23 protein-coding genes are annotated in these 25,803 nt (G+C 71.1%); 9 read left to right on the top strand and 14 right to left on the bottom strand.

Annotation, left to right across the window (positions count from 1 at the left end):
* Positions 1 to 254: 254 nt before the first annotated feature.
* The 4 genes from ACFY1U_RS03130 to ACFY1U_RS03145 form a co-directional block, all read right to left on the bottom strand.
* Entirely contained in the window at positions 255 to 878 is a 624-nt protein-coding gene (locus ACFY1U_RS03130) for a GntR family transcriptional regulator (protein ID WP_275771573.1), read from the bottom strand.
* 444 nt (positions 879 to 1,322) lie between these two features.
* Positions 1,323 to 3,146, bottom strand: a complete 1,824-nt coding sequence (sucB, locus tag ACFY1U_RS03135) for a 2-oxoglutarate dehydrogenase, E2 component, dihydrolipoamide succinyltransferase (RefSeq protein WP_390692401.1) — start codon at positions 3,144 to 3,146, stop codon at positions 1,323 to 1,325.
* Positions 3,147 to 3,208: 62 nt separating this feature from the next.
* Positions 3,209 to 4,597, bottom strand: coding sequence for a dihydrolipoyl dehydrogenase (gene lpdA, locus ACFY1U_RS03140; RefSeq protein WP_115908590.1), 1,389 nt, complete (start codon positions 4,595 to 4,597; stop codon positions 3,209 to 3,211).
* Positions 4,598 to 4,851: 254 nt separating this feature from the next.
* Complete coding sequence (locus tag ACFY1U_RS03145; protein ID WP_390692402.1) at positions 4,852 to 6,384, bottom strand: leucyl aminopeptidase; 1,533 nt, start codon at positions 6,382 to 6,384, stop codon at positions 4,852 to 4,854.
* Positions 6,385 to 6,639: 255 nt separating this feature from the next.
* Between ACFY1U_RS03145 and ACFY1U_RS03150 the strand changes: the two genes are divergently transcribed.
* Positions 6,640 to 7,428: an endo alpha-1,4 polygalactosaminidase gene (locus ACFY1U_RS03150; protein WP_390692403.1), complete on the top strand. Its 789-nt coding sequence runs from the start codon at positions 6,640 to 6,642 to the stop codon at positions 7,426 to 7,428.
* Here ACFY1U_RS03150 and ACFY1U_RS03155 read toward each other — a convergent pair.
* Together ACFY1U_RS03155 and ACFY1U_RS03160 are read right to left on the bottom strand one after the other, a co-directional pair.
* The gene (locus ACFY1U_RS03155; RefSeq protein ID WP_390692404.1) at positions 7,388 to 7,993 is read right to left on the bottom strand and encodes an RDD family protein; all 606 of its coding nucleotides are present in this window, start codon (positions 7,991 to 7,993) and stop codon (positions 7,388 to 7,390) included. The two genes, ACFY1U_RS03150 and ACFY1U_RS03155, sit on opposite strands and share 41 nt — an antisense overlap.
* Before the next feature lie 46 nt (positions 7,994 to 8,039).
* Positions 8,040 to 8,825, bottom strand: a complete 786-nt coding sequence (locus tag ACFY1U_RS03160; protein WP_390692405.1) for an adenosylcobinamide-GDP ribazoletransferase — start codon at positions 8,823 to 8,825, stop codon at positions 8,040 to 8,042.
* A 61-nt stretch (positions 8,826 to 8,886) separates the two neighbouring features.
* Here ACFY1U_RS03160 and ACFY1U_RS03165 point away from each other — a divergent pair, with 61 nt between their 5' ends.
* Positions 8,887 to 9,648 (top strand): hypothetical protein, encoded by a 762-nt coding sequence (locus ACFY1U_RS03165; protein WP_390692406.1) that lies wholly within the window; start codon positions 8,887 to 8,889, stop codon positions 9,646 to 9,648.
* A 4-nt stretch (positions 9,649 to 9,652) separates the two neighbouring features.
* Here the strand turns inward: ACFY1U_RS03165 and ACFY1U_RS03170 are convergent, their stop codons facing one another.
* From ACFY1U_RS03170 to cobT, 3 genes are all read right to left on the bottom strand, one after another.
* Positions 9,653 to 10,354, bottom strand: a complete 702-nt coding sequence (locus tag ACFY1U_RS03170; protein ID WP_390692407.1) for a hypothetical protein — start codon at positions 10,352 to 10,354, stop codon at positions 9,653 to 9,655.
* A 10-nt stretch (positions 10,355 to 10,364) separates the two neighbouring features.
* Complete coding sequence (locus tag ACFY1U_RS03175; RefSeq protein ID WP_390692408.1) at positions 10,365 to 12,101, bottom strand: phosphatidylglycerol lysyltransferase domain-containing protein; 1,737 nt, start codon at positions 12,099 to 12,101, stop codon at positions 10,365 to 10,367.
* A gap of 83 nt (positions 12,102 to 12,184) precedes the next feature.
* Positions 12,185 to 13,309, bottom strand: a complete 1,125-nt coding sequence (gene cobT, locus ACFY1U_RS03180; protein ID WP_390692409.1) for a nicotinate-nucleotide--dimethylbenzimidazole phosphoribosyltransferase — start codon at positions 13,307 to 13,309, stop codon at positions 12,185 to 12,187.
* Between the two features lie 137 nt (positions 13,310 to 13,446).
* On the opposite strand from cobT, the gene ACFY1U_RS03185 reads away from it, so the two are divergent.
* Entirely contained in the window at positions 13,447 to 13,977 is a 531-nt protein-coding gene (locus ACFY1U_RS03185) for a methyltransferase domain-containing protein (protein WP_390692410.1), read from the top strand.
* On the opposite strand, the gene ACFY1U_RS03190 is transcribed toward ACFY1U_RS03185, so the two are convergent.
* Positions 13,966 to 15,168, bottom strand: a complete 1,203-nt coding sequence (locus ACFY1U_RS03190) for a bifunctional adenosylcobinamide kinase/adenosylcobinamide-phosphate guanylyltransferase (RefSeq protein WP_390692411.1) — start codon at positions 15,166 to 15,168, stop codon at positions 13,966 to 13,968. The genes ACFY1U_RS03185 and ACFY1U_RS03190 overlap by 12 nt on opposite strands.
* 113 nt (positions 15,169 to 15,281) lie before the next feature.
* Between ACFY1U_RS03190 and ACFY1U_RS03195 the strand changes: the two genes are divergently transcribed.
* Positions 15,282 to 15,494, top strand: a complete 213-nt coding sequence (locus ACFY1U_RS03195; RefSeq protein ID WP_365845313.1) for a hypothetical protein — start codon at positions 15,282 to 15,284, stop codon at positions 15,492 to 15,494.
* 57 nt (positions 15,495 to 15,551) lie between these two features.
* Here ACFY1U_RS03195 and ACFY1U_RS03200 read toward each other — a convergent pair whose 3' ends face one another.
* From ACFY1U_RS03200 to ACFY1U_RS03210, 3 genes are all read right to left on the bottom strand, one after another.
* Positions 15,552 to 16,631 carry a S1C family serine protease gene (locus tag ACFY1U_RS03200; RefSeq protein WP_390692412.1) on the bottom strand — a complete coding sequence of 360 codons (1,080 nt, stop codon included), beginning with the start codon at positions 16,629 to 16,631 and terminating at the stop codon, positions 15,552 to 15,554.
* A 199-nt stretch (positions 16,632 to 16,830) separates the two neighbouring features.
* Positions 16,831 to 17,532, bottom strand: coding sequence for a class I SAM-dependent methyltransferase (locus ACFY1U_RS03205; RefSeq protein WP_390692413.1), 702 nt, complete (start codon positions 17,530 to 17,532; stop codon positions 16,831 to 16,833).
* Positions 17,533 to 17,615: 83 nt separating this feature from the next.
* The gene (locus ACFY1U_RS03210) at positions 17,616 to 18,290 is read right to left on the bottom strand and encodes a DUF3043 domain-containing protein (protein ID WP_390692414.1); all 675 of its coding nucleotides are present in this window, start codon (positions 18,288 to 18,290) and stop codon (positions 17,616 to 17,618) included.
* 251 nt (positions 18,291 to 18,541) lie between these two features.
* Here ACFY1U_RS03210 and ACFY1U_RS03215 point away from each other — a divergent pair, with 251 nt between their 5' ends.
* The 5 genes from ACFY1U_RS03215 (at position 18,542) to ACFY1U_RS03235 (ending at position 24,990) form a co-directional block, all read left to right on the top strand.
* A complete protein-coding gene (locus ACFY1U_RS03215) occupies positions 18,542 to 19,306 on the top strand; it encodes a PspA/IM30 family protein (RefSeq protein ID WP_390692834.1) in 765 nt (254 codons plus the stop codon).
* Between the two features lie 31 nt (positions 19,307 to 19,337).
* The gene (locus tag ACFY1U_RS03220) at positions 19,338 to 19,616 is read left to right on the top strand and encodes a hypothetical protein (protein ID WP_390692835.1); all 279 of its coding nucleotides are present in this window, start codon (positions 19,338 to 19,340) and stop codon (positions 19,614 to 19,616) included.
* A 202-nt stretch (positions 19,617 to 19,818) separates the two neighbouring features.
* On the top strand, positions 19,819 to 21,042 hold the full coding sequence (locus ACFY1U_RS03225) for a sensor histidine kinase (protein WP_390692415.1): 1,224 nt from the start codon (positions 19,819 to 19,821) through the stop codon (positions 21,040 to 21,042).
* Positions 21,039 to 21,722, top strand: a complete 684-nt coding sequence (locus tag ACFY1U_RS03230; RefSeq protein WP_390692416.1) for a response regulator — start codon at positions 21,039 to 21,041, stop codon at positions 21,720 to 21,722. Before ACFY1U_RS03225 ends, ACFY1U_RS03230 begins: the two co-directional genes overlap by 4 nt.
* Before the next feature lie 139 nt (positions 21,723 to 21,861).
* On the top strand, positions 21,862 to 24,990 hold the full coding sequence (locus ACFY1U_RS03235; RefSeq protein WP_390692417.1) for an efflux RND transporter permease subunit: 3,129 nt from the start codon (positions 21,862 to 21,864) through the stop codon (positions 24,988 to 24,990).
* On the opposite strand, the gene ACFY1U_RS03240 is transcribed toward ACFY1U_RS03235, so the two are convergent.
* Positions 24,991 to 25,776 (bottom strand): hypothetical protein, encoded by a 786-nt coding sequence (locus ACFY1U_RS03240; RefSeq protein WP_390692418.1) that lies wholly within the window; start codon positions 25,774 to 25,776, stop codon positions 24,991 to 24,993.
* Positions 25,777 to 25,803 lie beyond the last annotated feature (27 nt).

A 25,803-nucleotide genomic window follows, 5' to 3' on the forward strand; every position in this document is an offset into this window, starting at 1 on the left:
CCCTGTGAGGTGTTTCGGGGGGTGCCCTTTGTCTTTGGCAGGACAGGGCGGTGGGGCCTGGGTGCTGTGACACCTCGCGGCTTCCGTCGCGTGGCCCGTCGGCGACTCTAACTCCCTGATCGATGATCGATCAAAGGGTTGCAGGCAAAACTTCTCGATTACGAGAAAGTAGGCACGCGGTGCCTTTCGGACGGGCACCCGGTGCCGCGATTTTCGAGGGTTTTCGCAGGTGAGCGTACGTATGCTCGGCTGTGTCACGCCCGCGGCGCGCACCCCAGCACATGCGCCTTCACCAGTTCCGCGATACGGGGGTCCCGGCGCCGGAACGCCTGGACGAGCTCCTCGTGCTCCTCGGCGTACGACTGCTGCACCGTGCCCAGCCAGCGGATCGAGAGTGCCGTGAACACCTCGATGCCCAGGCCCTCCCAGGTGTGCAGCAGCACGGAGTTGCCCGCGGCGCGCACCAGTTCGCGGTGGAAGGCGACCGTGTGCCGCACCTGGCCCGTGCCGTCGGCATTGCGGTCGGCCTCGTACAGCGCGACGACGTGCGGTTCCAGGGCCGAGCAGTCCTCCGCCAGCTTCTCCGCGGCCAGCTCCGCCGCGATCGCCTCCAGGCCGGCCCGCACGGGGTAGCTCTCCTCCAGGTCGGCCGCCGTCAGGTTCCGCACCCGTACGCCCTTGTTCGGCGCCGACTCGATCAGCCGCAGCGACTCCAGCTCGCGCAGCGCCTCCCGCACCGGCGTCTGGCTGACCTCCAGCTCGGTGGCGATCCGCCGCTCCACGATCCGCTCGCCCGGCTTCCAGCGCCCGCTGACGATCCCCTCCACGATGTGCTCGCGGATCTGTTCGCGCAGCGAGTGGACGACGGGCGCGGTCATGAGAGCTCCTTAAGGGCGTTTGACGCTTAGACAATAAGGCCGCGGGCCCGTTCGGGAGGGGCGCACGGGGGCGCTTTCATGCAGGTGAGACGAGACTTACACGCCCGGCAGGCACGGCCCCTCGGTAAAGACCCGTACCGGATGCGGTCCGGAGCCGTCACCGCCGTGTCACCTACGGAACCTGGCGGCACCGATCCGTGTGGCGTTCGGCAGGGCGCACGCAAAGAGGCGCACCTGGCAACGGCAGGGGGACGGCATGGGCGTCGGGGGACGACGAGGAGCGCTGCGCTGGACGGCCGCGGCGGCCGTGATCGGCGCGATCGTCGGCGTGACAGGCTGCCGGCGGATGCCCACAGGGGCGCCGGCTGACGCCCCGGTGGCGCATACGACGGTGCCCCCGCCCGGAAAGCTCCGGGCGGGGGCACGTCGTACAGGCCCTGTGACTTACAGGCCGAGCTCGACCTCGAACTCGCCCGCCTCCAGGATCGCCTTGACCGCGGTCAGGTAACGGGCCGCGTCGGCGCCGTCCACCAGACGGTGGTCGTAGGAGAGGGTCAGGTAGGTCATGTCGCGGACGCCGATGACCGTGCCCTCCTCGGTCTCGATGACCGCCGGGCGCTTGACCGTGGCACCGATGCCGAGGATCGCGACCTGGCCCGGCGGCACGATGATCGTGTCGAAGAGCGCGCCGCGCGAACCCGTGTTGGAGATGGTGAAGGTCGCACCGGACAGCTCGTCCGGGGTGATCTTGTTGGCGCGGACCTTGCCGGCCAGCTCCGCCGTGGCCTTCGCGATGCCGGCGATGTTCAGGTCGCCCGCGTGCTTGATGACCGGGGTCATCAGGCCCTTCTCGGAGTCCACCGCGATTCCGATGCTCTCGGAGTCGAAGTAGGTGATCGTGCCCTCAGCCTCGTTGATCTTGGCGTTGATGACCGGGTGGGCCTTCAGCGCCTGGGCCGCCGCCTTCACGAAGAACGGCATCGGGGAGAGCTTGACGCCCTCGCGCGCGGCGAAGGAGTCCTTGGCCTTGGCGCGCAGCTTCATCAGCCGCGTGACGTCGACCTCGACGACCGAGGACAGCTGCGCCTGCTCGTGCAGCGCCTTGACCATGTTGTCGCCGATGACCTTGCGGATGCGCGGCATCTTGACGGTCTGACCGCGGAGGGGAGAGGCCTCCAGGGTCGGCGCCTTCTTGGCGGCCGGGGCGGCAGCGGCGGGAGCCGGAGCAGCGGCGGCGGCCTTCGCGGCCTCGGCGGCGGCGATGACGTCCTGCTTGCGGATACGGCCGCCGACGCCGGTGCCCTTGACGGATCCCAGGTCGACGCCGCTCTCCGCGGCGAGCTTGCGCACCAGCGGGGTGACGTAGGCGCCCTCGTCGGTGGCCTGCGCGGCAGGGGCGGGGGCAGCCGGGGTCACCGGAGCCGGAGCGGCTGGCGCGGGCGCCGGGGCGGCCGGAGCCGGAGCGGCGGCGACCGGGGCGGGCGCGGGAGCCGGTGCGGCGGGAGCCGGGGCCGGGGCCGGGGTCGGCGCGGGGGCCGGCGGAGCCACCGGGGCGGCCGGGGCCGGAGCCGGGGCAGCGGCGGCGGGCGCCGGAGCGGCGGGGGCCGGGGCGGCCGCCGGGGCGGCACCGGGAGCGCCGATGACGGCGAGCTTGGCGCCGACCTCGGCGGTCTCGTCCTCGCCGACCGTGATCTCGAGCAGCACACCGGAGGTGGGCGCCGGGATCTCGGTGTCGACCTTGTCCGTGGAGACCTCGAGCAGCGGCTCGTCGGCCTCGACGGAGTCGCCGACCGACTTCAGCCAGCGGGTGACGGTGCCCTCGGTGACGGACTCGCCGAGCGCGGGCAGGACCACGTCGGTGCCCTGGGCGCCGGACGCGCCGGCGGTGGCCGCGGGGGTGGGAGCCGGGGCGGGCGCGGCCTGCTCGGTGGAGGGCTGGGCGGCCGGCGCCGGGGCGGGGGCCTCGGCAGCCGGGGCCGGGGCGGGGGCCTCGGCGGCGGCGGGGGCCGGGGCGGCAGCGGGGGCGCCCGTGCCGTCGTCGATGACGGCCAGCTCGGCGCCGACCTCAACGGTCTCGTCCTCGGCGACCTTGATGGACGCCAGGACACCGGCGGCAGGGGAGGGGATCTCGGTGTCGACCTTGTCGGTCGAGACCTCGAGCAGCGGCTCGTCGGCCTCGACACGCTCGCCCTCGGCCTTCAGCCAGCGAGTGACAGTGCCCTCGGTGACGCTCTCGCCGAGCGCCGGAAGGGTTACGGAAACCGCCATGGTTTCGGTTGCTCCTTACGGAAAGTGCGGAAGTCTGTGTCGTCGCTTCGTCGACCGAGGGATCAGTCGTGCGAGTGAAGGGGCTTGCCGGCCAGAGCCAGGTGGGCCTCGCCCATCGCCTCGTTCTGGGTGGGGTGGGCGTGGATGAGCTGGGCGACCTCGGCGGGCAGCGCTTCCCAGTTGTAGATCAGCTGGGCCTCGCCGACCTGCTCGCCCATGCGGTCGCCGACCATGTGGACGCCGACCACGGCACCGTCCTTGACCTGGACGAGCTTGATCTCGCCCGAGGTGTTCAGGATCTTGCTCTTGCCGTTGCCCGCGAGGTTGTACTTCAGAGCGACGACCTTGTCCGCGCCGTAGATCTCCTTGGCCTTGGCCTCGGTGATGCCCACGGAGGCGACCTCGGGGTGGCAGTACGTCACCCGCGGCACGCCGTCGTAGTCGATCGGGACGGTCTTGAGACCGGCCAGACGCTCCGCCACCAGGATGCCCTCGGCGAAGCCGACGTGCGCGAGCTGGAGCGTCGGGACCAGGTCACCGACGGCGGAGATGGTCGGGACGTTCGTCCGCATGTACTCGTCGACCAGGACGTAGCCGCGGTCCATCGCGACGCCCTGCTCCTCGTAACCGAGACCCTGCGAGACCGGGCCGCGGCCGACCGCGACCAGCAGGAGCTCGGCCTCGAACTCCTTGCCGTCGGCCAGGGTGACCTTGACGCCGTCGGCGGTGTACTCGGCCTTCGAGAAGAAGGTGCCCAGGTTGAACTTGATGCCGCGCTTGCGGAACGCGCGCTCAAGAAGCTTGGAGGAGTTCTCGTCCTCGACCGGGACGAGGTGCTTGAGGCCCTCGATGACCGTGACGTCCGTACCGAAGGACTTCCAGGCGGAGGCGAACTCGACGCCGATGACGCCGCCGCCGAGGACGATCGCCGACTTCGGGACGCGGTCCAGGACGAGGGCGTGGTCCGAGGAGATGATGCGGTTGCCGTCGATCTCCAGGCCCGGCAGCGACTTCGGCACGGAGCCGGTCGCCAGCAGGACGTGACGGCCCTGGACGCGTCGGCCGTTGACGTCGACGGAGGTCGGGGAGGACAGGCGGCCCTCACCCTCGATGTACGTCACCTTGCGGGACGCGATGAGACCCTGCAGACCCTTGTACAGGCCGGAGATGACACCGTCCTTGTACTTGTGGACGGCGGCCACGTCGATGCCCTCGAAGGTGGCCTTGACGCCGAACTGCTCGCTCTCGCGGGCCTGGTCGGCGATCTCGCCCGCGTGCAGCAGGGCCTTGGTGGGGATGCACCCCCGGTGCAGGCAGGTACCGCCGACCTTGTCCTTCTCGATCAGGGCGACGTCCAGGCCCAGCTGGGCCCCGCGCAGCGCCGCGGCGTAACCACCGCTACCACCGCCGAGGATCACTAGGTCGAAAACGGTGCTGGCGTCGTTCGCCACGTCACGTCCTCCATGCATGTGCGCCACGCCGGTCGTCCGCGACCGGTCGGCGGCTGGTGTCCGGCCGCTCTTTCTTCGGCCCTGTGGTGGGGGCCCTGTCCTGCCGTGCCCCATCTTCGCACTTGTCGAGGGGCAACGAGACGCCGGGCCGGTGTGTGAGACGTCCCACGTTCAGTTGAGCGGATGGCTGAGGCACATCGACGAGGGGGCTCCGCCCTACCCGCGCGCGGAGCCCCCTCGTTCTCAGAGCAACCTCACCCCAGGTCGCCGGCCGCGGTGAGCTCCGCCAGCCGTACCAGCGTCCGTACCGCCGTGCCCGTACCGCCCTTCGGCGTGTAGCCGAACGGTCCGCCCTCGTTGAAGGCCGGCCCCGCGATGTCCAGGTGCGCCCAGGTGATGCCCTCGCCCACGAACTCGCGCAGGAAGAGACCGGCGACCAGGCCGCCGCCCATCCGCTCGCCCATGTTCGCGATGTCGGCGGTGGGGGAGTCCATGCCCTTGCGCAGGTGCTCGGGCAGCGGCATCGGCCAGGCCGGCTCGCCGACCTCCTCGGCCGCCTCGTGCACCGCGGAGCGGAACGCGTCGTCGTTCGCCATGACCCCGAAGGTCCGGCTGCCCAGCGCCAGCACCATCGCGCCGGTCAGGGTCGCGACGTCGACGATGGCGTCCGGCTTCTCCTCGGAGGCGGCCCACAGCGCGTCCGCGAGGACCAGCCGGCCCTCGGCGTCGGTGTTGAGGACCTCGACGGTCTTGCCGCTGTACATGCGCAGCACGTCGCCGGGACGGGTCGCGGAACCCGACGGCATGTTCTCGGCCAGCGCCAGCCAGCCGGTGACATTGACCTCGAGACCCAGGCGCGCGGCGGCGACCACGGCGGCGAAGACGGCCGCCGCACCGCTCATGTCGCACTTCATCGTCTCGTTGTGGCCGGCCGGCTTCAGCGAGATGCCGCCCGAGTCGTAGGTGATGCCCTTGCCGACGAACGCGAGGTGCTTCTTCGCCTTGCCGGAGGAGTACGACAGCTTCACCAGCCGCGGACCCGCCGCCGAACCGGCGCCGACGCCGAGGATGCCGCCGTAGCCGCCCTTCTCCAGGGCCTTCACGTCGAGCACCTGCACCTTGATGCCGTGCTCCTTGGCCGCGGCCGTGGCGACGGCGGCGAACGCCTCCGGGTTCAGGTCGTTCGGCGGGGTGTTGATCAGGTCGCGGGCGCGGTTGAGCTCCTCGGCGACGGCGGTGGCGCGCTCGACGGCGGCCTTGTGCTCCTTGTCGCGGGGCCTGGCGCCCAGCAGGGAGGCCTCGGCGAGCGGCGCCTTGCCGTTCTTGTCCTTGGCGTCCTTGCCGCCCGCGTTGTTCTTGTAGGCGTCGAAGGAGTACGCGCCGAGCAGCACGCCCTCGCTGATCGCGCCGACGTCCGAGGCGTCCCCGACGGGCAGGGCGAAGGCGGCCTTCTTGGCGCCGGTGAGGGTGCGGGCCGCGGCACCGGCGGCCTTGCGCAGCGCCTCGCCGTCATAGCCGGAGTCCTTCTCGGGCTCCGCGCCCAGGCCCACCGCCACCACGAGCGGGGCCTTGAAGCCGGCCGGCGCCGGCAGCTTCGTCACCTCGCCCTCGGCACCGGAGGCACCGAGGGTTTCCAGGACGCCGGCGAGCTTGCCGTCGTAGGCCTTGTCCACGGCCTCGGCGCCCGGTGCGACGACCGGGCCCTTCGCGCCCTTGGCCACACCGATCACGATCGCGTCGGCCCGAAGACCGGCCGCCGCGGCGGTGCTGAGAGTGAGAGCAGTCACGGTGGTGAATTCTCGCTTCCAATGTGAAGTTTCTGTGGTCGATCTGTGTGGGTCGACCGGGCCCGACAGCCGACCCTAGAACCGGTCTCAGGGTGCGGTCTCAGCGGGGCCTTCCCCGGTACGGCGAACACTCGGGATGAGCCTACGCGTGTGTGCGCCTTCACTCATTCCTGTGGGCGGTGTGGGCGGTGTGTGCGGTGCCGGCATCGGAGATCATCCGTGAGGAACACTTCTACGCACCCTGGAGCCTGTTCGTTGAAACGTCCGATACGCCTGCTTGCCCCGCTCGCCCTGCTCGTGCTGACGGCAGGTTGCAGCAGCGCGCCCGACTCCGGTATGTCCGGCGGGCGTTGGCAGCCGCGCCCCGGTGTGGCCTGGCAGTGGCAGCTCAGCGGCCGCGTCGACACCTCCGTCGACGCGCCGGTCTACGACATCGACGGCTTCGACCAGCCGAAGGCCACGGTCGCCACCCTGCACGGCAAGGGCCGCAAGGTCATCTGCTACCTCTCCACCGGCGCCTGGGAGGACTGGCGCCCCGACGCGAGGAAGTTCCCCAAGTCCGTGCTCGGCAGGGGCAACGGCTGGAAGGGCGAGCGCTGGCTCGACATCCGCCGCACCGACGTACTGGAGCCGCTGATGGCGGCCCGCTTCGACATGTGCCGCAAGAAGGGCTTCGACGCGGTGGAGCCCGACAACATGGACGGCTACAAGAACACCACCGGCTTCCCGCTCAAGGCCGCCGACCAGCTCCGCTACAACCGCCTGATCGCGAAGCTGGCCCACGAGCGGGGCATGGCGGTCGGCCTGAAGAACGACCTGGACCAGATCCCGCAGCTGGTCGGGGACTTCGACTTCGCGGTCAACGAACAGTGCGCCCAGTACGGCGAGTGCGCCGCCGAGAAGCCCTTCATCACGGCCGGCAAGGCCGTCTTCCACGTCGAGTACGAGCTGCCGACCAGCCGCTTCTGCGCCCAGTCCCGCCGGCTGAAGCTCAGCTCGATGCTCAAAAAGTACGAACTGGGGGTGTGGCGCCGGGCGTGCTGACCCCGAGCCCGGTGACCGCCGTGCCCGCCAGCCGGTCGGCGAGGGAGCGGCGGGTGGGGGAGAAGACCAGCAGCGCGTTGAGCAGGAAGACGACCACGGCCAGCGCCCACACCAGCACCGACAGCACGAACTGGCCCTCGACCAGCAGGACGCAGGCGACGGCGTAGACGGCGATGTCGGCGCCCGTGGTGACCGCGGCACGCACCGCGGCCCGGGTGGGGGCGCACGGGCTGACCCGCAGCCCGAGCAGCCCCTTGCCGAGGGTCCTTCCGGCGAAGACGAGGCAGCCCCACTGGTAGAGGAAGGTCGCCACGACCAGCATCCCGAAGGCCTCCTCCACGTCGAACACCGCCTTGCGCCACAGCGACAGCCCGAGGGTCTCCGAGGCGCCGACGACGTCGCCCCGTGAGGTCAGCAGATCGAAGCCGCCATGGGTGGCGAGCTCGGGCGCGTCGGTGAGCAGCCCGGCTATCCGGTGGAAGGTCAGGACGCCGAGCAGATACGCCAGCGTGAGCACCAGCGCGAAGTCGATGAACCAGGCCATGGCACGACGAAGCTTCGGCACGAACATCCCCCGATCACGATCACTTGTCCGTGTACGGCGGAAGAGACTACTGCCCCAGCGAAAGCACCAGGAGCGAAACCGTCCCAGCCGTCTCGGCAAGCCCCCCGAACACATCGCCGGTGACCCCGCCGAAGCGGCGCGTGCAGTGGCGGAGCAGCAGTTCGGCCACGGCGAGGGCGGCGACGACCGCCGCCGCCGTACGGACCACGTCGTACGTCCCGACGAGGGCACCACCGGCGGCCGCCGCACCGGTCACCACGACCGCCGCGGCCGTGGCCGCCCGCACCGGCACCACGCCCGCGACCGCCGCCCCCAGCCCCTCGGGGCGGGCGGCCGGCACCCCCGTCCGCGCGGCCAGGGTGAGCGCCAGCCGGGCGGCCGTCGCCGAGACGACCGCGGCGAGCGCACCCCGGGCCCACGAGTCGCCGTACGCCTGAGCCAGCGCCGCCACCTGCGCCAGCAGCACGAAGACGAGCGTGATCACCCCGAACGGCCCGATGTCCGACTGCTTCATGATCCGCAGCGCGTCCTCGGCGGGCTTTCCGCTGCCGAGCCCGTCCGCGGTGTCCGCGAGGCCGTCGAGATGCAGACCGCGGGTGAGGACGGCGGGTACGGCGGCGGAGGCGACGGCGGCGAGCAGCGCCCCCGCGCCCAGCGCCAGCAGCACCACGCCGGCCAGCGCCGCGCATCCGCCGACGACCAGCCCGGCGAGCGGGGCGCAGAGCATGCCGCCGCGCGCGGCGTCCCGGTCCCAGCGGGTCACCTTCACCGGGAACACGGTGAGGGTGCCGAAGGCGAAGCGGAGGCCGTCCGGCCAGGGGGTCTTGAGCACCGGCGCAGGCTACCGGGCCGGTGCGCGGGAGGGCCGAGGCGGCCGTGGATACAGTGCGCATATGGGACATTGGTTGCAGCGCAACATCATCGAGCCCGGCAAGCTGCCGCTGTTGCTCGCCCTCACCGCGTTCGTGCTGACGTTCCTGATCACCCGGCTCGTCACCCGCCTCATCCGGGCCGGCAAGGGGCCCTTCGGGAACGTGAAGGCGGGCGGGCTGCACATCCATCACGTCGTGCCCGGCGTGGTCCTCATCATCGTCGGCGGCTTCGGAGCGGTGGCCAGCAGCCGGTACGGCTTCGGCGCGGCCGTCTGCGCGGTCCTCTTCGGCGTGGGTGCCGGACTGGTCCTCGACGAGTTCGCACTGATTCTGCACCTCGACGACGTGTACTGGACCGAGGAGGGCCGCAAGAGCGTCGAGGTCGTCGTCCTCACGGCGGCCCTGGTGGGGCTGGTGCTCTCCGGGTTCTCGCCGTTCGGCGTCAACGACATGAGCCAGGATGAGCTGCACGACCGGGGCGGCGTGATCTCGACCGTGGTGGTCAACTTCCTGTTCTCGCTGGCCGTGCTCAGCAAGGGCAAGGCGCGGATGGCGATCTTCAGTGTGATCGTCCCGTTCATCGGTCTGATCGGTCTGGTCCGCCTGGCCCGCCCCGGCTCGCCCTGGGCCAGACGCTTCTACCGCCGCAGGCCGCGCGCCAGGGCCAAGTCCACGCTGCGGGCCTATCGCCACGACCGCCGGTGGGCCGGTCCCCGCCGCAGGCTGCAGGATCTCCTGGGCGGCAAGCCCGACCCCCGACCGGACCGCGCCATCGGTCGTTGAACGGTCAAGATCTCACCGGTGGAAAACCCGACCCGGATTCGATCCGCGCCATCGGCCTCTGACGATGCCGCACCGCCGAGATGAAGCACAGCATCCCCACCGCCGCGATCGCCGCCATGTGCTCCTTGCCGGCGAGATTCCCCTTCAGCAGGACCTCGACCGCCATCGCCGCCGTCACCGCGCACGCCGTGACATACGCGCCGTAGCGCCAGCCGAGGAACACGGCGAGGCCCACCACCGCCGCCGACGGGCCGGTGTCCACGACCCAGGCGTCCGAGGAGGGCAGTCCGAAGGGGTTGTCGAAGCCCAGCCAGATGCCCAGGCGGGCGTAGAGCGTGCCGGCGAGCGTGGCGGCGTAGGCGATGACGAGGGTGCGCCAGCGGCCGAGGCAGATCTCCGCGACGCCGAACACGAACAGGACCTGCGCGAGCGCACCCCACACGGGGAGGTCGAGAGCCGGGACGAACAGCGACAGGGGAGTGCGCAGCAGCGACAGCCACAGCGGGTCCTCGGCGCGCACGCCCCCGGTGTTCTCCACGAACCGATAACCCCACGACTGGTTCTGCACGACCTGTATGGCCGTCGTCAGCACCACCGCCCCGAGAGTCATCGGGATCGCCCGCCAGCGCCGCTTCATCAGCGACTCACGCACCGTGACGAACAGGAATCCCCATTCGACACGGGCCCAGCGGGCGAGCCTGTTCATCCGGCGATCCTCATCTGTGCGTCTCCAGGTGCTTGCGGTGCAGCCACTTCGGCAGTCCCGGCGCCTCCAGGAACCCCTCCGCGCGCGCCGAGGCGATGCCGATGCGCGGCAGGTCCGCGCTCTTCTCGAAGAGCAGGAACCGCGGCTCCCAGATGGGCCGGTACTTGGCGTTGGCGCGGTACAGCGACTCGATCTGCCACCAGCGCGAGAAGAAGCTGAGCAGCGAGCGCCACAGCCTCAGCACCGGCCCGGCACCGAGGCGTGCGCCACGTTCGAAGACCGAACGGAATATCGCGAAGTTGAGCGAGACCTGCGTGATCTCGATCTCGTGGGCGCGCCGCAGCAGCTCGATGACCATGAACTCCATCAGGCCGTTGTCACAGCCGCGGTCCCGGCGCATCAGGTCGAGGGAGAGCCCGTGCGGGCCCCACGGCACGAAGGACAGCAGCGCTCTCAACTCACCCTTGCCGTCGGTGCATTCGAGCATCACGCACTGCCCGTCCTCCGGATCCCCGAGCCGGCCCAGCGCCATGCTGAACCCGCGCTCGGTGGCCCCGTCGCGCCAGTCGTCCGCCCGCTTCAGCAGATACGCCATTTCCTCTGCCGGAATGTCCTCGTGTCGCCGGATACACACCGTGTACCCAGCCCGCTTCACCCGGTTGTAGGCCTGCCGCACGGTGCGCATGGCCCGCCCGTCGAGGGTGAAGTCGGCGACCTCCACCAGCGCCTCGTCGCCGAGCTCCAGGGCGTCCAGGCCGTGCCGCGCGTACACCGTGCCGGCCTCCTCGCTCGCCCCCATCACGGCCGGGATCCACCCGTGCGCGCGTGCCTCGGCGAGCCAGGGCTCGATGGCGCCCGGCCAGGCCTCCGGGTCGCCGATCGGATCACCGGACGCCAGCGAGACGCCCCCGACGACCCGGTACGCGACGGCCGCCTTGCCGGTCGGCGACCACACCACGCTCTTCTCCCGGCGCAGCGCGAAGTACCCGAGGGAGTCCCGCTCGCCCTGCCGCTCCAGCAGCTCCCGCAGCCGCTTCTCGTCGTCCTCGGTGAGCGGGTCGACGGCCCGCCGGGAGCGGAAGGCGGCGTAGAAGACGGCGAGGACGAGGATCGTGCTGAGCACGTTGATGGCGACGTTCACCCAGTTCGGCGCGTCGATGCCGGGGAAGCGGGACTCGTCGACGGCGACGGAGACGAGCCTCAGGGTGCCGTAGCGCCAGCGCTCGAGGAACGTCGAAACGGCCGCGTCCGGTGCCTGGTTGGTGACCGTCACCAGCAGCGCGGCGAACAGCGAGGCGACCAGCGTGCCGCCCACCGCGACGGCGGCGGCGAGCTTCGGGTTGGAGCGGTCGCCCTTGGCGTAGAACTCCCGCCGCCCGACCAGCAGGGCGAGGACGAACAGGGCCGTCAGGCCCAGCGAGATCCAGTTCTGGGCGTACTGCCGGATCTCCGGGTACGCCATCGCGAAAGCGAACAGCCCGAGGAACGAGCCGGCCAGAGCGAGGTTGAGGATCCACGCGGCGCGCTTGCGGCGCCGCATGGTGACGGCGAGGAACGCCGTGAACACCCCGGAGGCGAAACCGGCGGTCAGCAGATACGGGGTGAAGAAGTTCTCCTGGTTGTGCCGTCGCACGTCCTGCCCCAGAGAGACCCAGACGGCACTGAGGAAATTGACGAACGCGACGGCCCGCAAATACCAGACGGCGAATGCGGCAGCGCGCCGCGAGGCAATTCGGGCATCTCCCATGAGTAAGGATCATATGGGCGATGCCTTGATGAACCCATCCACCTTTTGTCTGCGGCTCCGTCGACTTTCGGCCCACCTGCGGCCTACTCGGTCTCCTCCTTCGTGTCGACGTCCTCGGCCGACTCGTTCCCGGGTTCATCCTTCTCAGGTACCCCCAAGGCCTGCGGCTTCTCCGGCAGCTCCGCGGCCAGCGCCGCGGCGGCCTGCACCAGCGGCAGCGCCAGCAGCGCCCCCGCGCCCTCGCCCACGGTCACCCCGTGCGAGAGCAGCGGCTCCAGGGCCATCCGGTCCAGCGCCTTCGCCTGCCCGGGCTCCCCGCTGTCGTGCGCGGCCAGCCACCAGTCCGGCGCCCGGAAGGCGACCCGCTGCGCCACCAGGGCGCAGGCGGCCGTCACGACCCCGTCCAGGATCACCGGCACCTTGCGCACCGCACTCTGCAGCAGGAACCCCGTGATCGCGGCGAGGTCGGCCCCGCCCACCGTGGCCAGCAGCTGCAACTGGTCGCCCAGCACCGGCCGGGCCCGGCGCAGCGCGTCCCGGATCGCCGCGCACTTGCGCATCCATGCCAGGTCGTCGATGGCGAGCCCGCCCCGCCCGGTGACCACGGACGCGTCGGTCCCGCACAGCGCGGCGATCAGCACCCCGGCCGCAGTCGTCCCGCCCACGCTCACATCGCCGAGCACCACCAGATCCGTACCGGAGTCGGCCTCCTCGTCGGCCACCGCGACGCCGGCCAGGAACGCGGCCTCCGCCTCCTCGGCCGTCAGTGCGTCCTCGAGGTCGATACGTCCGCTGCCGCGCCGCACCCGGTGCCGTACGACCTCGTCGGGCAGGGTGCCGGGGTCGCAGTCCAGCGCCATGTCGACGATCCGCACCGGCACCCCCAGCCGCCGGGCGAGCACCGACACCGGGCGGCCGCCCTCCAGGATCTCCCGCACCAACTCGTGGGCGCCGCCCGCGGGCCGCGCCGAGACACCGAGTTCGGCCACTCCGTGGTCGCCGGCGAAGAGGACCACCCGGGGCCGTTCGATCGGCCGCACCGGCACGGCGGACTGCGCCGCCGACAGCCACTCACCCAGGTCGTCGAGGCGGCCCAGCGACCCGGGCGGCACGATCTGACGCTCCCTGCGCGCCTCCGCGTCGCGGCGCACCCCGCCGTCGGGACGCTCGATCAGATCGGTGAAGTCGTCGAGATTAAGCGAGCTCATTCGCCGAACAGTACCGGCACCGGCCGAACGCGACAGCGCCCCATGGGCACCCCGCGTGCGTGACGTCTTTGCCCCCGGGATATGGATCCCATACGTTCCGTTTTGCAGCGGATTGTCCGACCACTCCGGGAGCCGCCATGACCTACCCGAGCACCCATGTCAGCGCCCGTGACCGGCGCCGCCACCTCTCGGCGGCCCACGCGGTCCTGCGGCTCCTGCCCGAACCGGAGAGCTGGCTGGACGTGGGTACGGGCGACGCCCACTTCCCCCGGACCGCACGCGAACTCTTCCCCTACACCTCCTTCGACGGCCTCGACCCCACCCCGCGCGTGTCCTACGCCTGCCACGCCGAGCGCGTGGAGGAGGCCTTCGTAGGGCATGTGACGGACCCTCACATCACCACGATCCTGCGCGGCCGCTACGACGTCGTCACCCTCCTCCAGCACCGCACACCCGTCACGGACCTCCGCGCCGAACTCCGCGCCGCCCTCACGCTCGTCCGCCGCGGCGGCCTCCTCCTCGTCGAGACCCAGCCGGCGCAGTCGCCCGCCCTGTGCACCCAACTCGACTTCCACGGCTGCACGATCCTCGCGAGGAGCCGGCACCTCCTCGGGCAGTTCCCGTACACCCACCGGATCATCGCGCGCCGCGCACCCTCAGCCCCGTAGCACCATCGCCTGCCCCGCCACCACCAGCACCACCTGCTCGCACTCCCCGGCGAACGCCGCGTTCAGCCGCCCCAGTTCATCGCGGTACCGGCGCCCCGAAGCGGTCGCCGGCACGATCCCCGAGCCGACCTCGTTGGACACCGCGACCACGGTCCGCCTGCTCGCCCGCACCGCGTCCGTCAGCTCCCGCACCCGCTCCCGCAGGGCCCGCTCCCCGCCGTCGGCCCACTGGGCGTCGTCCCACGCCCCGACAACGTCCATCGCGTCCGTCAGCCACAGCGACAGACAGTCGATGAGCAGCGGCGGGCCGTCGGCCGCCAGCAAGGGCACCAGATCGCAGGTCTCGGCCGTCCGCCAGGACCCCGGCCGGCGCTCCCGGTGGACGGCGACCCGGGACGCCCATTCCGTGTCCCCGCCCCGTGTGCCGCCCGTCGCCACGTACAGCACGTCCGGAAAGGCCTCCAGGCGCCGTTCGGCCTCCACCGACTTCCCGGACCGCGCCCCGCCCAGCACCAGCGTGCGCCGCGGCACATCGGGAACGTCCTCGTACACCCCCACCGTCAGCGTCGCCCCGTCCGGCACGGCCCGCGCCCCCGCGGCCGCGAGCCGCCGCCGCAACTCGGGCCCCGGCGGCACGTCGTGGTCGAGATGGACGGCGACGACGTCCGTGGTCGGGCCGACGGCGCCCACCGCCCGCAACTTGGCCAGCGCGTCCGGCCGCCCCACCACATCGGTCAGTACCATGTCGTACCCCACGGCCCCGTTGTGCTCAAGACCGGCCGGCGCGCCCCCCGGCGGCAGATACAGCAGCCGCTGCCCGTTCGGCCCGGTCACCGCGTACCCCGTGCCGGGCCCGTCCATCGCCACCGCCCGCACCCGATGCCCCGTCAGCAGCGCCAACTCCCGCCCGTCCGGCACCCGCCCGGGCTGCGGCAGCCCCGCCGGCACCTCGACCACGGGCCCACGGTGCGGATGCGACAACAGCACCTGCCGTACGCCGCCGAGCGAGTGCCCGGCCCGCGCCGCCGCGAACGCCGCGCCCGGCGTCAGGTCGAGCAACAGGGTCCCGTCCACGAGCAGCGCGGTCGCCGCCCGGGCATCCGCGCCGAGCGCGGTCGCACAGGCAGCACAGGGACAGTCGGGGCGGGGCAGGCCCACGGGGGCACCGGTGCCGAGCAGAGTCACTTCCACGGAAGTGATTTTCGCGTGTCTGCGCAGGTGCTGCCCATCCGACTAGGCTTCGCGCAGGAGGCGGACCAAGATCCGCCTTCTGCTCTGCAGGTGCTCAGACACGGGAGGCGTACATGACGTCATGGACGTGGCGGTTCGAGAAGGCCGACGGGGCGGAGGTCCAGCCCGCGGTCCAGCCCGAGGAGTTCACCACGCAGGGTGACGCCGAGTCCTGGATCGGGGAGCACTGGAAGGCCCTGCAGGACGGCGGCGCCGACCAGGTGCGGCTGTTCGAGGACTCCGCGGAGATCTACGGGCCGATGAGCCTGCACGCCGAAGAGGCGTAGCCGGTACGGAGGGGGAGGGAGCGGCCGCGACCCGGCCGCTCGCTCCCCCTGCTCCTGTCACTGCTCGCCCAGCGTCACATCGACCTTCTTCCGACTCCCGTTCCGGGTGAACGTCACAGACGTCCTGTCACCCGGCTTCTGCGCCGCCAGCGCCTCCGCCAGCGACGTGATGGTGGTGATGTCCGTGTGCCCCAGCCTGACGATGACGTCCCCGGCCCGGATGCCTGCCTTGTCGGCCGCCCCGCCGCTCTTCACGGCGACCACGGCGACCCCGCCGGCCCGGTAGCTGTGGTCGACGACCGTACGGCCGGTGATGCCGAGCGCGGCCCGTCCCGAGTCGGTGACCTTGCCGCTCTTGATGATCTGGTCGGCGATCGTCTTCACCATCGACGAGGGAATGGCGAACCCGATGCCGGGCGCCGCACTGTTGCCGAGAGCGGGATCGGTGGCGGCCAGCGTCGGAATGCCGATGACCTGCCCGTCGAGGTCGACGAGGGCGCCGCCGCTGTTGCCCGGGTTGATGGCCGCGGACGTCTGCACCATGTTGGCGAGGGTCGCGCCCGTGCCCCCGCCGCTGCGGCCCTCGCTCACCGTCCGCCCGGTCGCCGAGACGATGCCCTGCGTCACGCTGGACGACAGCCCGAGCGGTGAGCCCATCGCCAGCACGATCTGCCCGACCGCCACCTTCGAGGAGTCCGCGAAGGCGGCCGCCTTCAGCCCGCCCGGCACCTTGTCCAGCTTGATGACGGCGAGGTCCTGGTCCGGGTACGAGTAGACGAGCCGGGCGGTGAGCGCGTCCTCGCTGTTGGCGGTCGTCACCTTGAAGGTCTTCGAGTACCCGACGACATGCGCGTTGGTGACGATGCGCCCCCTGTCGTCGTAGACGATCCCCGACCCCAGATCGCCGTCGGCCTGGATCTGCACGACCGACGGCAGAACGTCCTTGATCACCGTCTGGTAGGCGCTCTGCAGATCACTGCCCGCCATGGGCGCAACGGCCTGCGCGGCCTGCGCGGTCGTCTTCTCCTGCCCACTGGAGGATCCGGAGCCGGAACACCCCGACACCAGCGCGAGCACACAGCAGAGCGCGGTGACGGGAACGAGCAGCCGGATGCCACGGCTACGGGCACTGTCCATGCCCCGAGTCTCACTTCGGGGTGAATGTCCGGCTTGCGCTATACGCCCGAACGGGCAGCGCCCCGAAGGGGCGCGGGGCTGTGCTGATATGCGGCTCCGCCGCGGGGCGCGACCAGCCACGATGAGCCTGCAGGTGATCGACGGCCAGACGGCCAATGGCGGCCCGCGGCGCAGCCGCAAACCGAGACAGCCCGCGGCGCTAGCCGCGCACCCCGCACAGGTGCAGCAACGCCGCCACCCCCCGATACGGATCCGTCCGCCCGGCCCGCTCCTCGACCGCGAGCAGGGTCTCCAGGTCCGCGGGGATCTCCGCCCCGTCCGCCGCGGTGTCCGTGAACACCCGCACCCCGTACCAGGCGTGCAGCGGCGCGGCGATGCCGGCGAGCGTCGCGGTCAGGGCCGCCAGGCGGTCGGCCCGTACATCGAGGCCCAGCCGGTTCGTGTACGACACGGTGTCGAAGGCGCCCAGCGCACCGGCCCAGTCCCCGGACAGCCCCGGCCGCATCGCCAGCGCGTCGCCGTTGCGTACGAGCAGCGACAGCAGCCCGCCGTGGGCCAGCATCCGGGCCAGCCCCGCAAGCAGCGGATCCGGCTCCTCGACGTACATCAGCACCCCGTGGCACAGCACCACGTCGAAGCTGCCCGGCAGGAAGTGCACCCCGGTGTCCCGGCCGTCGCCCTCGATGATCCGCACCCGCTCGCGGATCCCCTCGGGCTCACCGGAGAGGGCCTCGCGCGCGGTGGCGACCATCGTCGGATCCTGCTCGAGCCCGGTCACCTGATGCCCGGCCCGCGCCAGCCGCAGTGCCTGTGTGCCCTGCCCCATGCCCACGTCGAGCACCCGCAGCCGCTGCCCGACCGGGAACCGCCCCGCTATCTGCTCGTCGAGCTGCCGGGCCACCAGCTCCTGCCGTACGGCATTGCGCAGACCGCCCAGTTTGCCCAGCCAGGCATCCGCCGCGCCCCCGGAGAACGACGTAGTGCTCAGGGCCGCTCTCCGCGCTTGACCTGCGGCTTCGGCAGCCGGAGCCGACGCATCTGGAGGGAGCGCATCAGGGCGTACCGGGTGGCGCCCTTCGTGTTCTGGTCCGGGAAGCGCTCGGCGAGCTGCTTCCTCAGCCGGAAGGCGCTGACGATCGCGTCCAGCACGATCAGCACGATCACGACGAGCCACAGCAGCAGCGCGATGCTCTGCAGCGCGCCCACCCGCACCACGCTCAGCACCAGGATGACCACGGCCATGGGCAGGAAGAACTCCGCCACGTTGAACCGCGAGTCGATCCAGTCGCGGGCGAACTTGCGCACCGGACCCTTGTCACGGGCGGGCAGATACCGCTCGTCACCGCCGGCCAGCGCCTGGCGCTGCCGCTCCAGCGCGGCACGGCGCTCCTCGCGCTGACGCTTGGCGGCGTCCTTGCGCGTCATCGAGGTGTTGGCGACGCTGCGGCGCTGGGACTGGGCCTCACTGCGCTTGGGCGTGGGCCGACCCTTCTTCGCCTGCGGGTCACGGGGCTGCTTGGAGTCGGTCAGCGACGCCTTGTCGACGGCGGCTGCCTTCTCTTCCTTGGCACGGCTACGGAACACAAAACCCAAGGGTACGGGGTGGGCGGGGTTGGACCCCAGCCCGGTGGGGAACGATCCGGCAACACCAGTCGTCATGTAAGGGACAGAGGGGACGTTGCACGTGCTTCCGGCCCCGGAGTCCGCAGGGGTCTCCTTGGGGGGACACCTACTCCCTACGCCGGAGCGGGAGCGCTTGCAGTCGTCCTTGGGGATGAGCGCATCCGTCCCCGAACAGTGCGTCAATGGATGCAGGGCCCGTACTGTGGGTTCTGTCGCAGAGCTGGAGCTGGAAGTCCGTCAGAAGGGGGCGCGCGAAGCCCATGAGCGGTGTCATGAAGCGTATGGGGATGATCTTCCGCGCGAAGGCGAACAAGGCCCTTGACCGGGCCGAGGACCCGCGCGAAACCCTCGATTACTCGTATCAGAAGCAGTTGGAGCTGCTCCAGAAGGTGCGCCGGGGTGTCGCCGACGTGGCGACCTCCCGCAAGCGCCTGGAGCTCCAGCTGAACCAGCTGCAGTCGCAGTCCACCAAGCTGGAGGACCAGGGCCGCAAGGCGCTGGCGCTGGGCCGTGAGGACCTGGCCCGCGAGGCGCTGTCCCGCCGTGCCGCGCTCCAGCAGCAGGTCACCGACCTCGAGACACAGCACGCGACGCTCCAGGGCGAGGAGGAGAAGCTCACCCTGGCGGCCCAGCGGCTCCAGGCCAAGGTCGACGCCTTCCGTACGAAGAAGGAGACGATCAAGGCGACGTACACCGCCGCCCAGGCCCAGACCCGCATCGGCGAGGCCTTCTCCGGCATCTCGGAGGAAATGGGCGACGTGGGCCTCGCGATCCAGCGTGCCGAGGACAAGACCGCACAGCTCCAGGCCCGCGCCGGCGCGATCGACGAACTCCTCGCCTCGGGCGCCCTCGACGACCAGTCCGGCATGCACAAGGACGACATCCAGGCCGAGCTGGACCGCCTCTCCGGTGGTACGGATGTAGAGCTGGAACTGCAGCGCATGAAGGCGGAGCTCGCCGGAGGCTCGCCCCAGCAGGCGATCGAGGGCGGCACGGGCCAGTCGCAGTCCCAGCAGCAGCCGCAGGACACCCCCCGCTTCGACAAGCAGTAGGGTCCACGCCTAGGAGGCCGACATGGGCGACATGATCGTCAGGATCATGGGGGAGGGGCAGGTGAGGCTGGCCGACAGCCACCTCACCGAACTCAACAAGCTCGACGACGTACTCCTGCGGGAAATGGAGAACGGCGACGGCCCCGGCTTCCGCCGCACCCTGGAGGCCCTCCTCGCCAAGGTCCGCGAGCTGGGCGAGCCCTTGCCCGACGACTCCCTGGAGCCGTCGGAACTGATCCTGCCGTCCCAGGACGCGACCTTGGAGGAGGTCCGGGATCTGCTGCGCGACGACGGCTTGATCCCGGGCTGACGGCCTCAGCCCGTCGTGGGGGTCCCCCCGCTCGAGCGAAGCCGAGAGTGGGGGAGTTTGAGGACGAGGCCCCTTAAGGGCCGAAGTGGGGGTCTGGGGGCGGCAGCCCCCAGTGCGGCCACGTCACCGCCGGGTACAGGACAAGGGGGGGGAGCAGCCGACCCCCGTTCCTAGCCCCGCAGGGACGCCGTACTGTTCAAACGTGAGCGGCACCCTGGAACGAACGAGATGTCGCCTGACGGCGCACCCCCTCGCGCTGGACGCGACCCTGGCGGCCGGCGTCCTCGCCGCCATGGTGGCCGGTTCCTTCGTCGACCCGCACGGCAAGAACGGCGTCACCTGGGGCGTCCGCACCCCCGACGCCCTCGCCCTCGTCCTCATGGCCCTCGGCGCCCTCGCCCTGGTCTTCCGCCGCCGCGCCCCCAGGACGGTCCTCGCCCTCACCGGCACCGTCTCCCTCGTCGAGTGCGTCGTCGGCGACCCCCGCGCCCCCGTCGCGATGTCCGCGGTCATCGCCCTCTACACCGTCGCCGCCAGCACCGACCGCCCCACCACCTGGCGCCTCGGCCTGCTCACGATGACCGTCCTCACCGGTGCCTCCATGCTGTTCGGCCCCCTCCCGTGGTACGCCCAGGAGAACCTGGCCATCTTCGCCTGGACCGGCATCGGCGCCACCGCCGGCGACGCCGTCCGCAGCCGTCGCGCCGTCGTCCAGGCCATCCGCGATCGCGCCGAGCGGGCCGAACGCACCCGCGAGGAGGAGGCCCGCCGCCGGGTCGCCGAGGAACGCCTGCGGATCGCCCGCGATCTGCACGACGTCGTCGCCCACCACATCGCCCTGGTCAACGTCCAGGCGGGCGTCGCCGCACATGTCATGGACAAGCGCCCCGACCAGGCCAAGGAGGCCCTCGCCCACGTCCGTGAGGCCAGCCGCTCCGCACTGAACGAACTCCGCGCCACCGTCGGCCTGTTGCGCCAGTCCGGCGACCCCGAGGCCCCCACCGAACCCGCCCCCGGCCTGGACCGCCTCGACGAACTCGTCGGCACCTTCCGCAGCGCCGGCCTGCATGTCGAGGTCGCCCGCGCCGACAACGGCACCACCCTCCCCGCCGCCGTCGGCCTGGCCGCGTACCGCGTCATCCAGGAAGCCCTCACCAACGTCCAGAAACATGCCGGTACGGAGGCGAAGGCCGAGGTCAGCGTCGTACGCGTGGGCCCCAACGTGGAGATCACCGTCCTGGACAACGGCTCCGGCGAGGACGACGCCCCCGACAACGGCGGCGGCCACGGCCTGCTCGGCATGCGCGAACGCGTCACCGCCCTGCGCGGCACCCTCACCACCGGCCCCCGCTACGGCGGCGGCTTCCGCGTCCATGCGATCCTGCCGGTCAAGACCCGTACGGCCGCCCCGGGGGGAACCGCATGACGATCCGCGTCCTGCTCGCCGACGACCAGGCACTGCTGCGCAGCGCCTTTCGCGTGCTCGTCGACTCCGAGCCCGACATGGAGGTCGTCGGCGAGGCCTCCGACGGCGCTCAGGCGGTGCGGCTGGCCAAGGAGGAGCGGGCCGACGTCGTGCTGATGGACATCCGGATGCCCGGCACCGACGGCCTCGCCGCCACCCGCATGATCAGCACCGACCCCACCCTGGCCCACGTCCGCATCGTCATCCTCACCACCTTCGAGGTCGACGACTACGTCGTGCAGTCGCTGCGGGCCGGCGCCTCCGGTTTCCTCGGCAAGGGCAGCGAACCGGAGGAACTGCTGAACGCGATCCGGATCGCGGCCGGCGGCGAGGCCCTGCTCTCCCCGACCGCCACCAAGGGCCTGATCGCCCGCTTCCTCGCCCAGGGCGGCGCGGACGACGACCGCCGCGACCCCGCCCGCGCCGAACGCCTGGAGGCGCTCACCGTCCGCGAGCGCGAGGTCCTGGTCCAGGTCGCCGGCGGCCACTCCAACGACGAGATAGCCGAACGCCTCGAGGTCAGCCCCCTCACCGTGAAAACCCACGTCAACCGGGCCATGGCCAAGCTGGGCGCCCGCGACCGGGCCCAGCTGGTGGTGATCGCGTACGAGTCCGGGCTGGTACGTCCAAGGGTGGAGTGAGCTCTACCCGGCCGTACTACGGCCGGAGTATGCGCCGTACAAGGAAATGGACCTGGGGCCTACGGATCACCGTGGACCGATGACTCAGGGTGTAGGTGGCCACTTCTGCCGCCGCCCACAGAAGAGAGAACCCTGACCCATGTCCTGGCTGTCCAGATTCAGCCTCGCGCAACGGGCCCTGATCGGCCTGATGTCCGTCATCGCGCTCGCCTTCGGAGCCATTGCGATACCCCAGCTCAAGCAGCAGCTGCTGCCCTCCATCGAACTGCCCGTGGTGTCCGTCCTCGCGCCGTACCAGGGTGCGTCCCCGGACGTCGTCGAGAAGCAGGTCGTGGAGCCCCTCGAGAACAACCTCGAAGCCGTGGACGGCATTTCGGGCGTCACCTCGACGGCCAGTGAGGGCAACGCCGTGATCATGGCGTCCTTCGACTACGGCAACGACACCAAGCAGCTCGTCGCCGATGTCCAGCAGGCCGTCAACCGGTCCCGGGCCCAGCTCCCGGACGGCGTCGACCCGCAGGTCGTCGCCGGTTCCACCGACGACATGCCGACCGTGGTCCTCGCCGTCACCTCCGGCAAGGACCAGCAGGCCCTCGCCGACCAGCTCGACAAGACCGTCGTGCCGGGCCTGAAGGGCATCGACGGCGTCGGCCGGGTCACGGTCGACGGCGTACGGGACCTGCAGGTCACCGTCACTCCGGACGACGAGAAGCTGGCGAAGGCCGGCCTGACCGCGCAGGCGCTGTCGCAGGCCCTCCAGGCGGGCGGCGCGACCGTCCCCGCGGGCTCCTTCGACGAGGGCGGCAACAACCGCACCGTCCAGGTGGGCGGCGGCTTCACCTCGCTCGCCCAGATCGAGAACCTGATGGTCACGGGCGAGGGCACGTCGGCTGCGGCCAAGAAGCCGGTCCCGGTCCGCCTGGGCGACGTCGCCACGGTCAAACAGGAGCAGGCCACCGCCGACTCCATCACCCGCACCGACGGCAGGCCCTCCCTCGCCGTGACGGTCACCATGGACCACGACGGCAGCGCGGTCGCCATCTCGAATGCGGTCAAGGACAAACTCCCGGGCCTGCGCAAGGACTTGGGCTCCGGCACGAAGATCACGGTCGTCAGCGACCAGGGCCCTGCGGTCTCGAAGGCCATCAGCGGCCTGACGACGGAGGGCGGGCTGGGCCTCCTCTTCGCCGTCCTCGTGATCCTGGTCTTCCTGGCCTCGGTCCGCTCGACACTCGTCACGGCGGTGTCGATCCCCCTCTCCGTCGTCCTGGCCCTGATCGTCCTGTGGACGCGCGACCTGTCCTTGAACATGCTGACGCTGGGCGCGCTGACGATCGCCATCGGCCGGGTCGTCGACGACTCGATCGTCGTCCTGGAGAACATCAAACGGCATCTCGGCTACGGCGAGGAGCGCCAGGCGGCGATCCTGAACGCCGTCCGCGAGGTGGCCGGCGCGGTGACGTCCTCCACCCTCACCACGGTCGCCGTCTTCCTGCCGATCGGCCTGGTCGGCGGCATGGTGGGCCAGCTGTTCGGCCCGTTCAGTCTGACGGTGACGGCGGCCCTGCTGGCCTCGCTCGTCGTGTCCCTGACGGTCGTACCGGTCCTGTCGTACTGGTTCCTGCGCGCCCCGAAGGGCACACCTGAGGACGCGGAGGAGGCCCGCCGCAAGGCGGAGGAGAAGGAGACACGAAGCCGCCTCCAGCGCGTCTACGTCCCCGTCCTGCGCTTCGCCACCCGCCGCCGTCTGACCAGCGTGCTGCTGGCGGTGGTGATCCTGGTGGGCACCTTCGGCATGGCGCCGCTGCTGAAGACGAACTTCTTCGACCAGGGCGATCAGGAAGTCCTCACCGTCAAGCAGGAGTTGAAGCCGGGCACCAGCCTGGCCGCGACCGACCAGCAGGCGAAGAAGGTCGAGCAGCTGCTCGGCTCGGTGAAGGGCGTCAAGGACTACCAGGTGACGGTCGGCTCGTCCGGCTTCATGGCGGCCTTCGGCGGCAGCACGGACAGCAACCACGCGTCGTACCAGGTGATGCTGAAGGACGACGCGTCGGCCACACAGGTCCAGGACGCCATCGAGTCAGGTCTTAAGAAGCTCTCCGGCATCGGTACGACGACGGTCTCGGCCGGCGCCGGGTTCGGCAACCAGGACCTGAGCGTGGTCGTGAAGGCGGCCGACGGGAACGTCCTGCGCAAGGCCTCGGATCAGGTGCGCGCGGCGGTGGCCGGCCTCGACCACGTCACGGACGTCACCAGCGACCTCTCGCAGAGCGTGCCGCGCATCTCGGTGAAGGCCAACTCCCGCGCCGCGGCGGCCGGTTTCAACGACCAGACCCTAGGGGCGGCGGTCGCCCAGGCAGTGAAGGGCACCACGGCGGCCAAGGCGATCCTGGACGACACCGAGCGGGACGTGGTCATCAAGTCGGCGACCCCGGCGACGACACTGGCCCAACTCAAGAACCTCCGGCTGGGCCCGGTGAAACTGGGCGACATCGCCACGGTGCAGCTGGTGGACGGCCCGGTGTCCATGACCCGTATCGACGGCCGGCGCGCGGCGACCATCACCGCGAAGCCGACGGGCGACAACACGGGCGCGGTCAGCGCCAAGCTCCAGTCCAGGATCAAGGCCCTGAAGCTCCCGGCGGGCGCCACGGCCGAGATCGGCGGCGTCACGTCCGACCAGGACAGCGCGTTCAAGAACCTGGGCCTGGCGATGCTGGCGGCGATCGCGATCGTCTTCATGCTGCTGGTGGCGACTTTCCGATCCCTCGCCCAGCCGCTCATCCTCCTGGTGTCCATCCCCTTCGCGGCGACGGGCGCGATCGGCCTGCTGGTCGCCACGGGCACCCCGATGGGCGTCCCCGCGATGATCGGCATGCTGATGCTGATCGGCATCGTGGTGACGAACGCGATCGTGCTGATCGATCTGATCAACCAGTACCGTAAGCAGGGCTACGGCGTCGTGGAGGCCGTGGTGGAAGGCGGCAGGCACCGCCTGCGGCCGATCCTGATGACGGCGCTGGCGACGATCTTCGCCCTCCTCCCCATGGCCCTGGGCGTCACGGGCGAGGGCGGCTTCATCGCCCAGCCCCTGGCGGTGGTGGTGATCGGCGGCCTGATCACGTCGACCCTGCTGACCCTCCTCCTGGTCCCGACGCTGTACGCGATGCTGGAGCTCCGGAAGGAGCGGCGGGCGAAGAAGCGGGCGGCGAAGAGGGAGTCCCTGGAGTCCGAGGAGGCGGAGGTGCTGGAACCGGCGGGGGTGTAGTCAGCGCAGAGGCCCGGCCTGCCCGATCGTGCAGGCCGGGCCTCTGCGACGAGTCAGAGGAAACTCGCTGGTGTTCCAGTTCGAAGAAGGGGATGTCGGCGCGGGCATAGCAGCGGCGCGGCTGGTGCAGTTGCCGTCGCCGTCGTACGTCCACGATTCCGTGGTGCCGTCGGCCGGGATACGGCGGGCCAGTCGGCCCTCGACCGTCCACTCCAGGCGGGTCACCGCACCGGTCGGGTCCGTGATTGATACAGGTCTGCCGAAAGTGTCACGTTCGTAGCGGGTGACCGCGCCCAGCGGATCGGTGATCTCCAGCGGCAGGCCCGCGGGATGGCAGCGGACCGTGGTCCTCGCGCCCGTGATCGCCGACAGGTGCCCGAGGGCGTCGTGGGTGAAGCGGGTCGTGGCCCCGGAGGAGTCGGTCACCTGTGTGCGGTTGCCGACCTGCAGATCACCGTTGACCCGGTAACGCGTGCTGTGGCCCATGGAGTTGGTTGCCGTGACGGTCCGCAGACCGGTGTCCGGGTCGACCTCGCCGTAGGCGAACGTGTTCCGCAGGTAGCCCGCCTCGTCCCACTGGGAGGTGCAGCGGCCCTCCTCGTCGTAGACATAGTGGTACGACGAGTTGTTCGTGTCCGTCCGGGCGGTGATGCGGCCCAGCTGCCGACCCTGCCCCTGGAGGGCGGCCGCTGTCCCCTCGTCGTCGACGCCTACGGCGACTACGCCATCACCGACCCCGAAACCGGCCGTAGGTGACGAACTCGTCGGGCCTGCCGACCGTCTCACCAACGACGACGCCGTCCCCGTTACGTA

This window comes from Streptomyces sp. NPDC001351, assembly GCF_042896045.1.
Taxonomy (GTDB): Bacteria; Actinomycetota; Actinomycetes; order Streptomycetales; family Streptomycetaceae; genus Streptomyces.

Coding starts and splice junctions, on each gene's coding strand:
- ACFY1U_RS03130 (WP_275771573.1), bottom strand. CDS start 878: ATGACCGCGCCCGTCGTCCACTCGCTGCGCGAACAGATCCGCGAGCAC.
- sucB (WP_390692401.1), bottom strand. CDS start 3,146: ATGGCGGTTTCCGTAACCCTTCCGGCGCTCGGCGAGAGCGTCACCGAG.
- ACFY1U_RS03165 (WP_390692406.1), top strand. CDS start 8,887: ATGGGACATTGGTTGCAGCGCAACATCATCGAGCCCGGCAAGCTGCCG.
- ACFY1U_RS03170 (WP_390692407.1), bottom strand. CDS start 10,354: ATGAACAGGCTCGCCCGCTGGGCCCGTGTCGAATGGGGATTCCTGTTC.
- ACFY1U_RS03175 (WP_390692408.1), bottom strand. CDS start 12,101: ATGGGAGATGCCCGAATTGCCTCGCGGCGCGCTGCCGCATTCGCCGTC.
- cobT (WP_390692409.1), bottom strand. CDS start 13,309: ATGAGCTCGCTTAATCTCGACGACTTCACCGATCTGATCGAGCGTCCC.
- ACFY1U_RS03185 (WP_390692410.1), top strand. CDS start 13,447: ATGACCTACCCGAGCACCCATGTCAGCGCCCGTGACCGGCGCCGCCAC.
- ACFY1U_RS03195 (WP_365845313.1), top strand. CDS start 15,282: ATGACGTCATGGACGTGGCGGTTCGAGAAGGCCGACGGGGCGGAGGTC.
- ACFY1U_RS03200 (WP_390692412.1), bottom strand. CDS start 16,631: ATGGACAGTGCCCGTAGCCGTGGCATCCGGCTGCTCGTTCCCGTCACC.
- ACFY1U_RS03210 (WP_390692414.1), bottom strand. CDS start 18,290: ATGACGACTGGTGTTGCCGGATCGTTCCCCACCGGGCTGGGGTCCAAC.
- ACFY1U_RS03215 (WP_390692834.1), top strand. CDS start 18,542: ATGATCTTCCGCGCGAAGGCGAACAAGGCCCTTGACCGGGCCGAGGAC.
- ACFY1U_RS03220 (WP_390692835.1), top strand. CDS start 19,338: ATGATCGTCAGGATCATGGGGGAGGGGCAGGTGAGGCTGGCCGACAGC.
- ACFY1U_RS03230 (WP_390692416.1), top strand. CDS start 21,039: ATGACGATCCGCGTCCTGCTCGCCGACGACCAGGCACTGCTGCGCAGC.
- ACFY1U_RS03235 (WP_390692417.1), top strand. CDS start 21,862: ATGTCCTGGCTGTCCAGATTCAGCCTCGCGCAACGGGCCCTGATCGGC.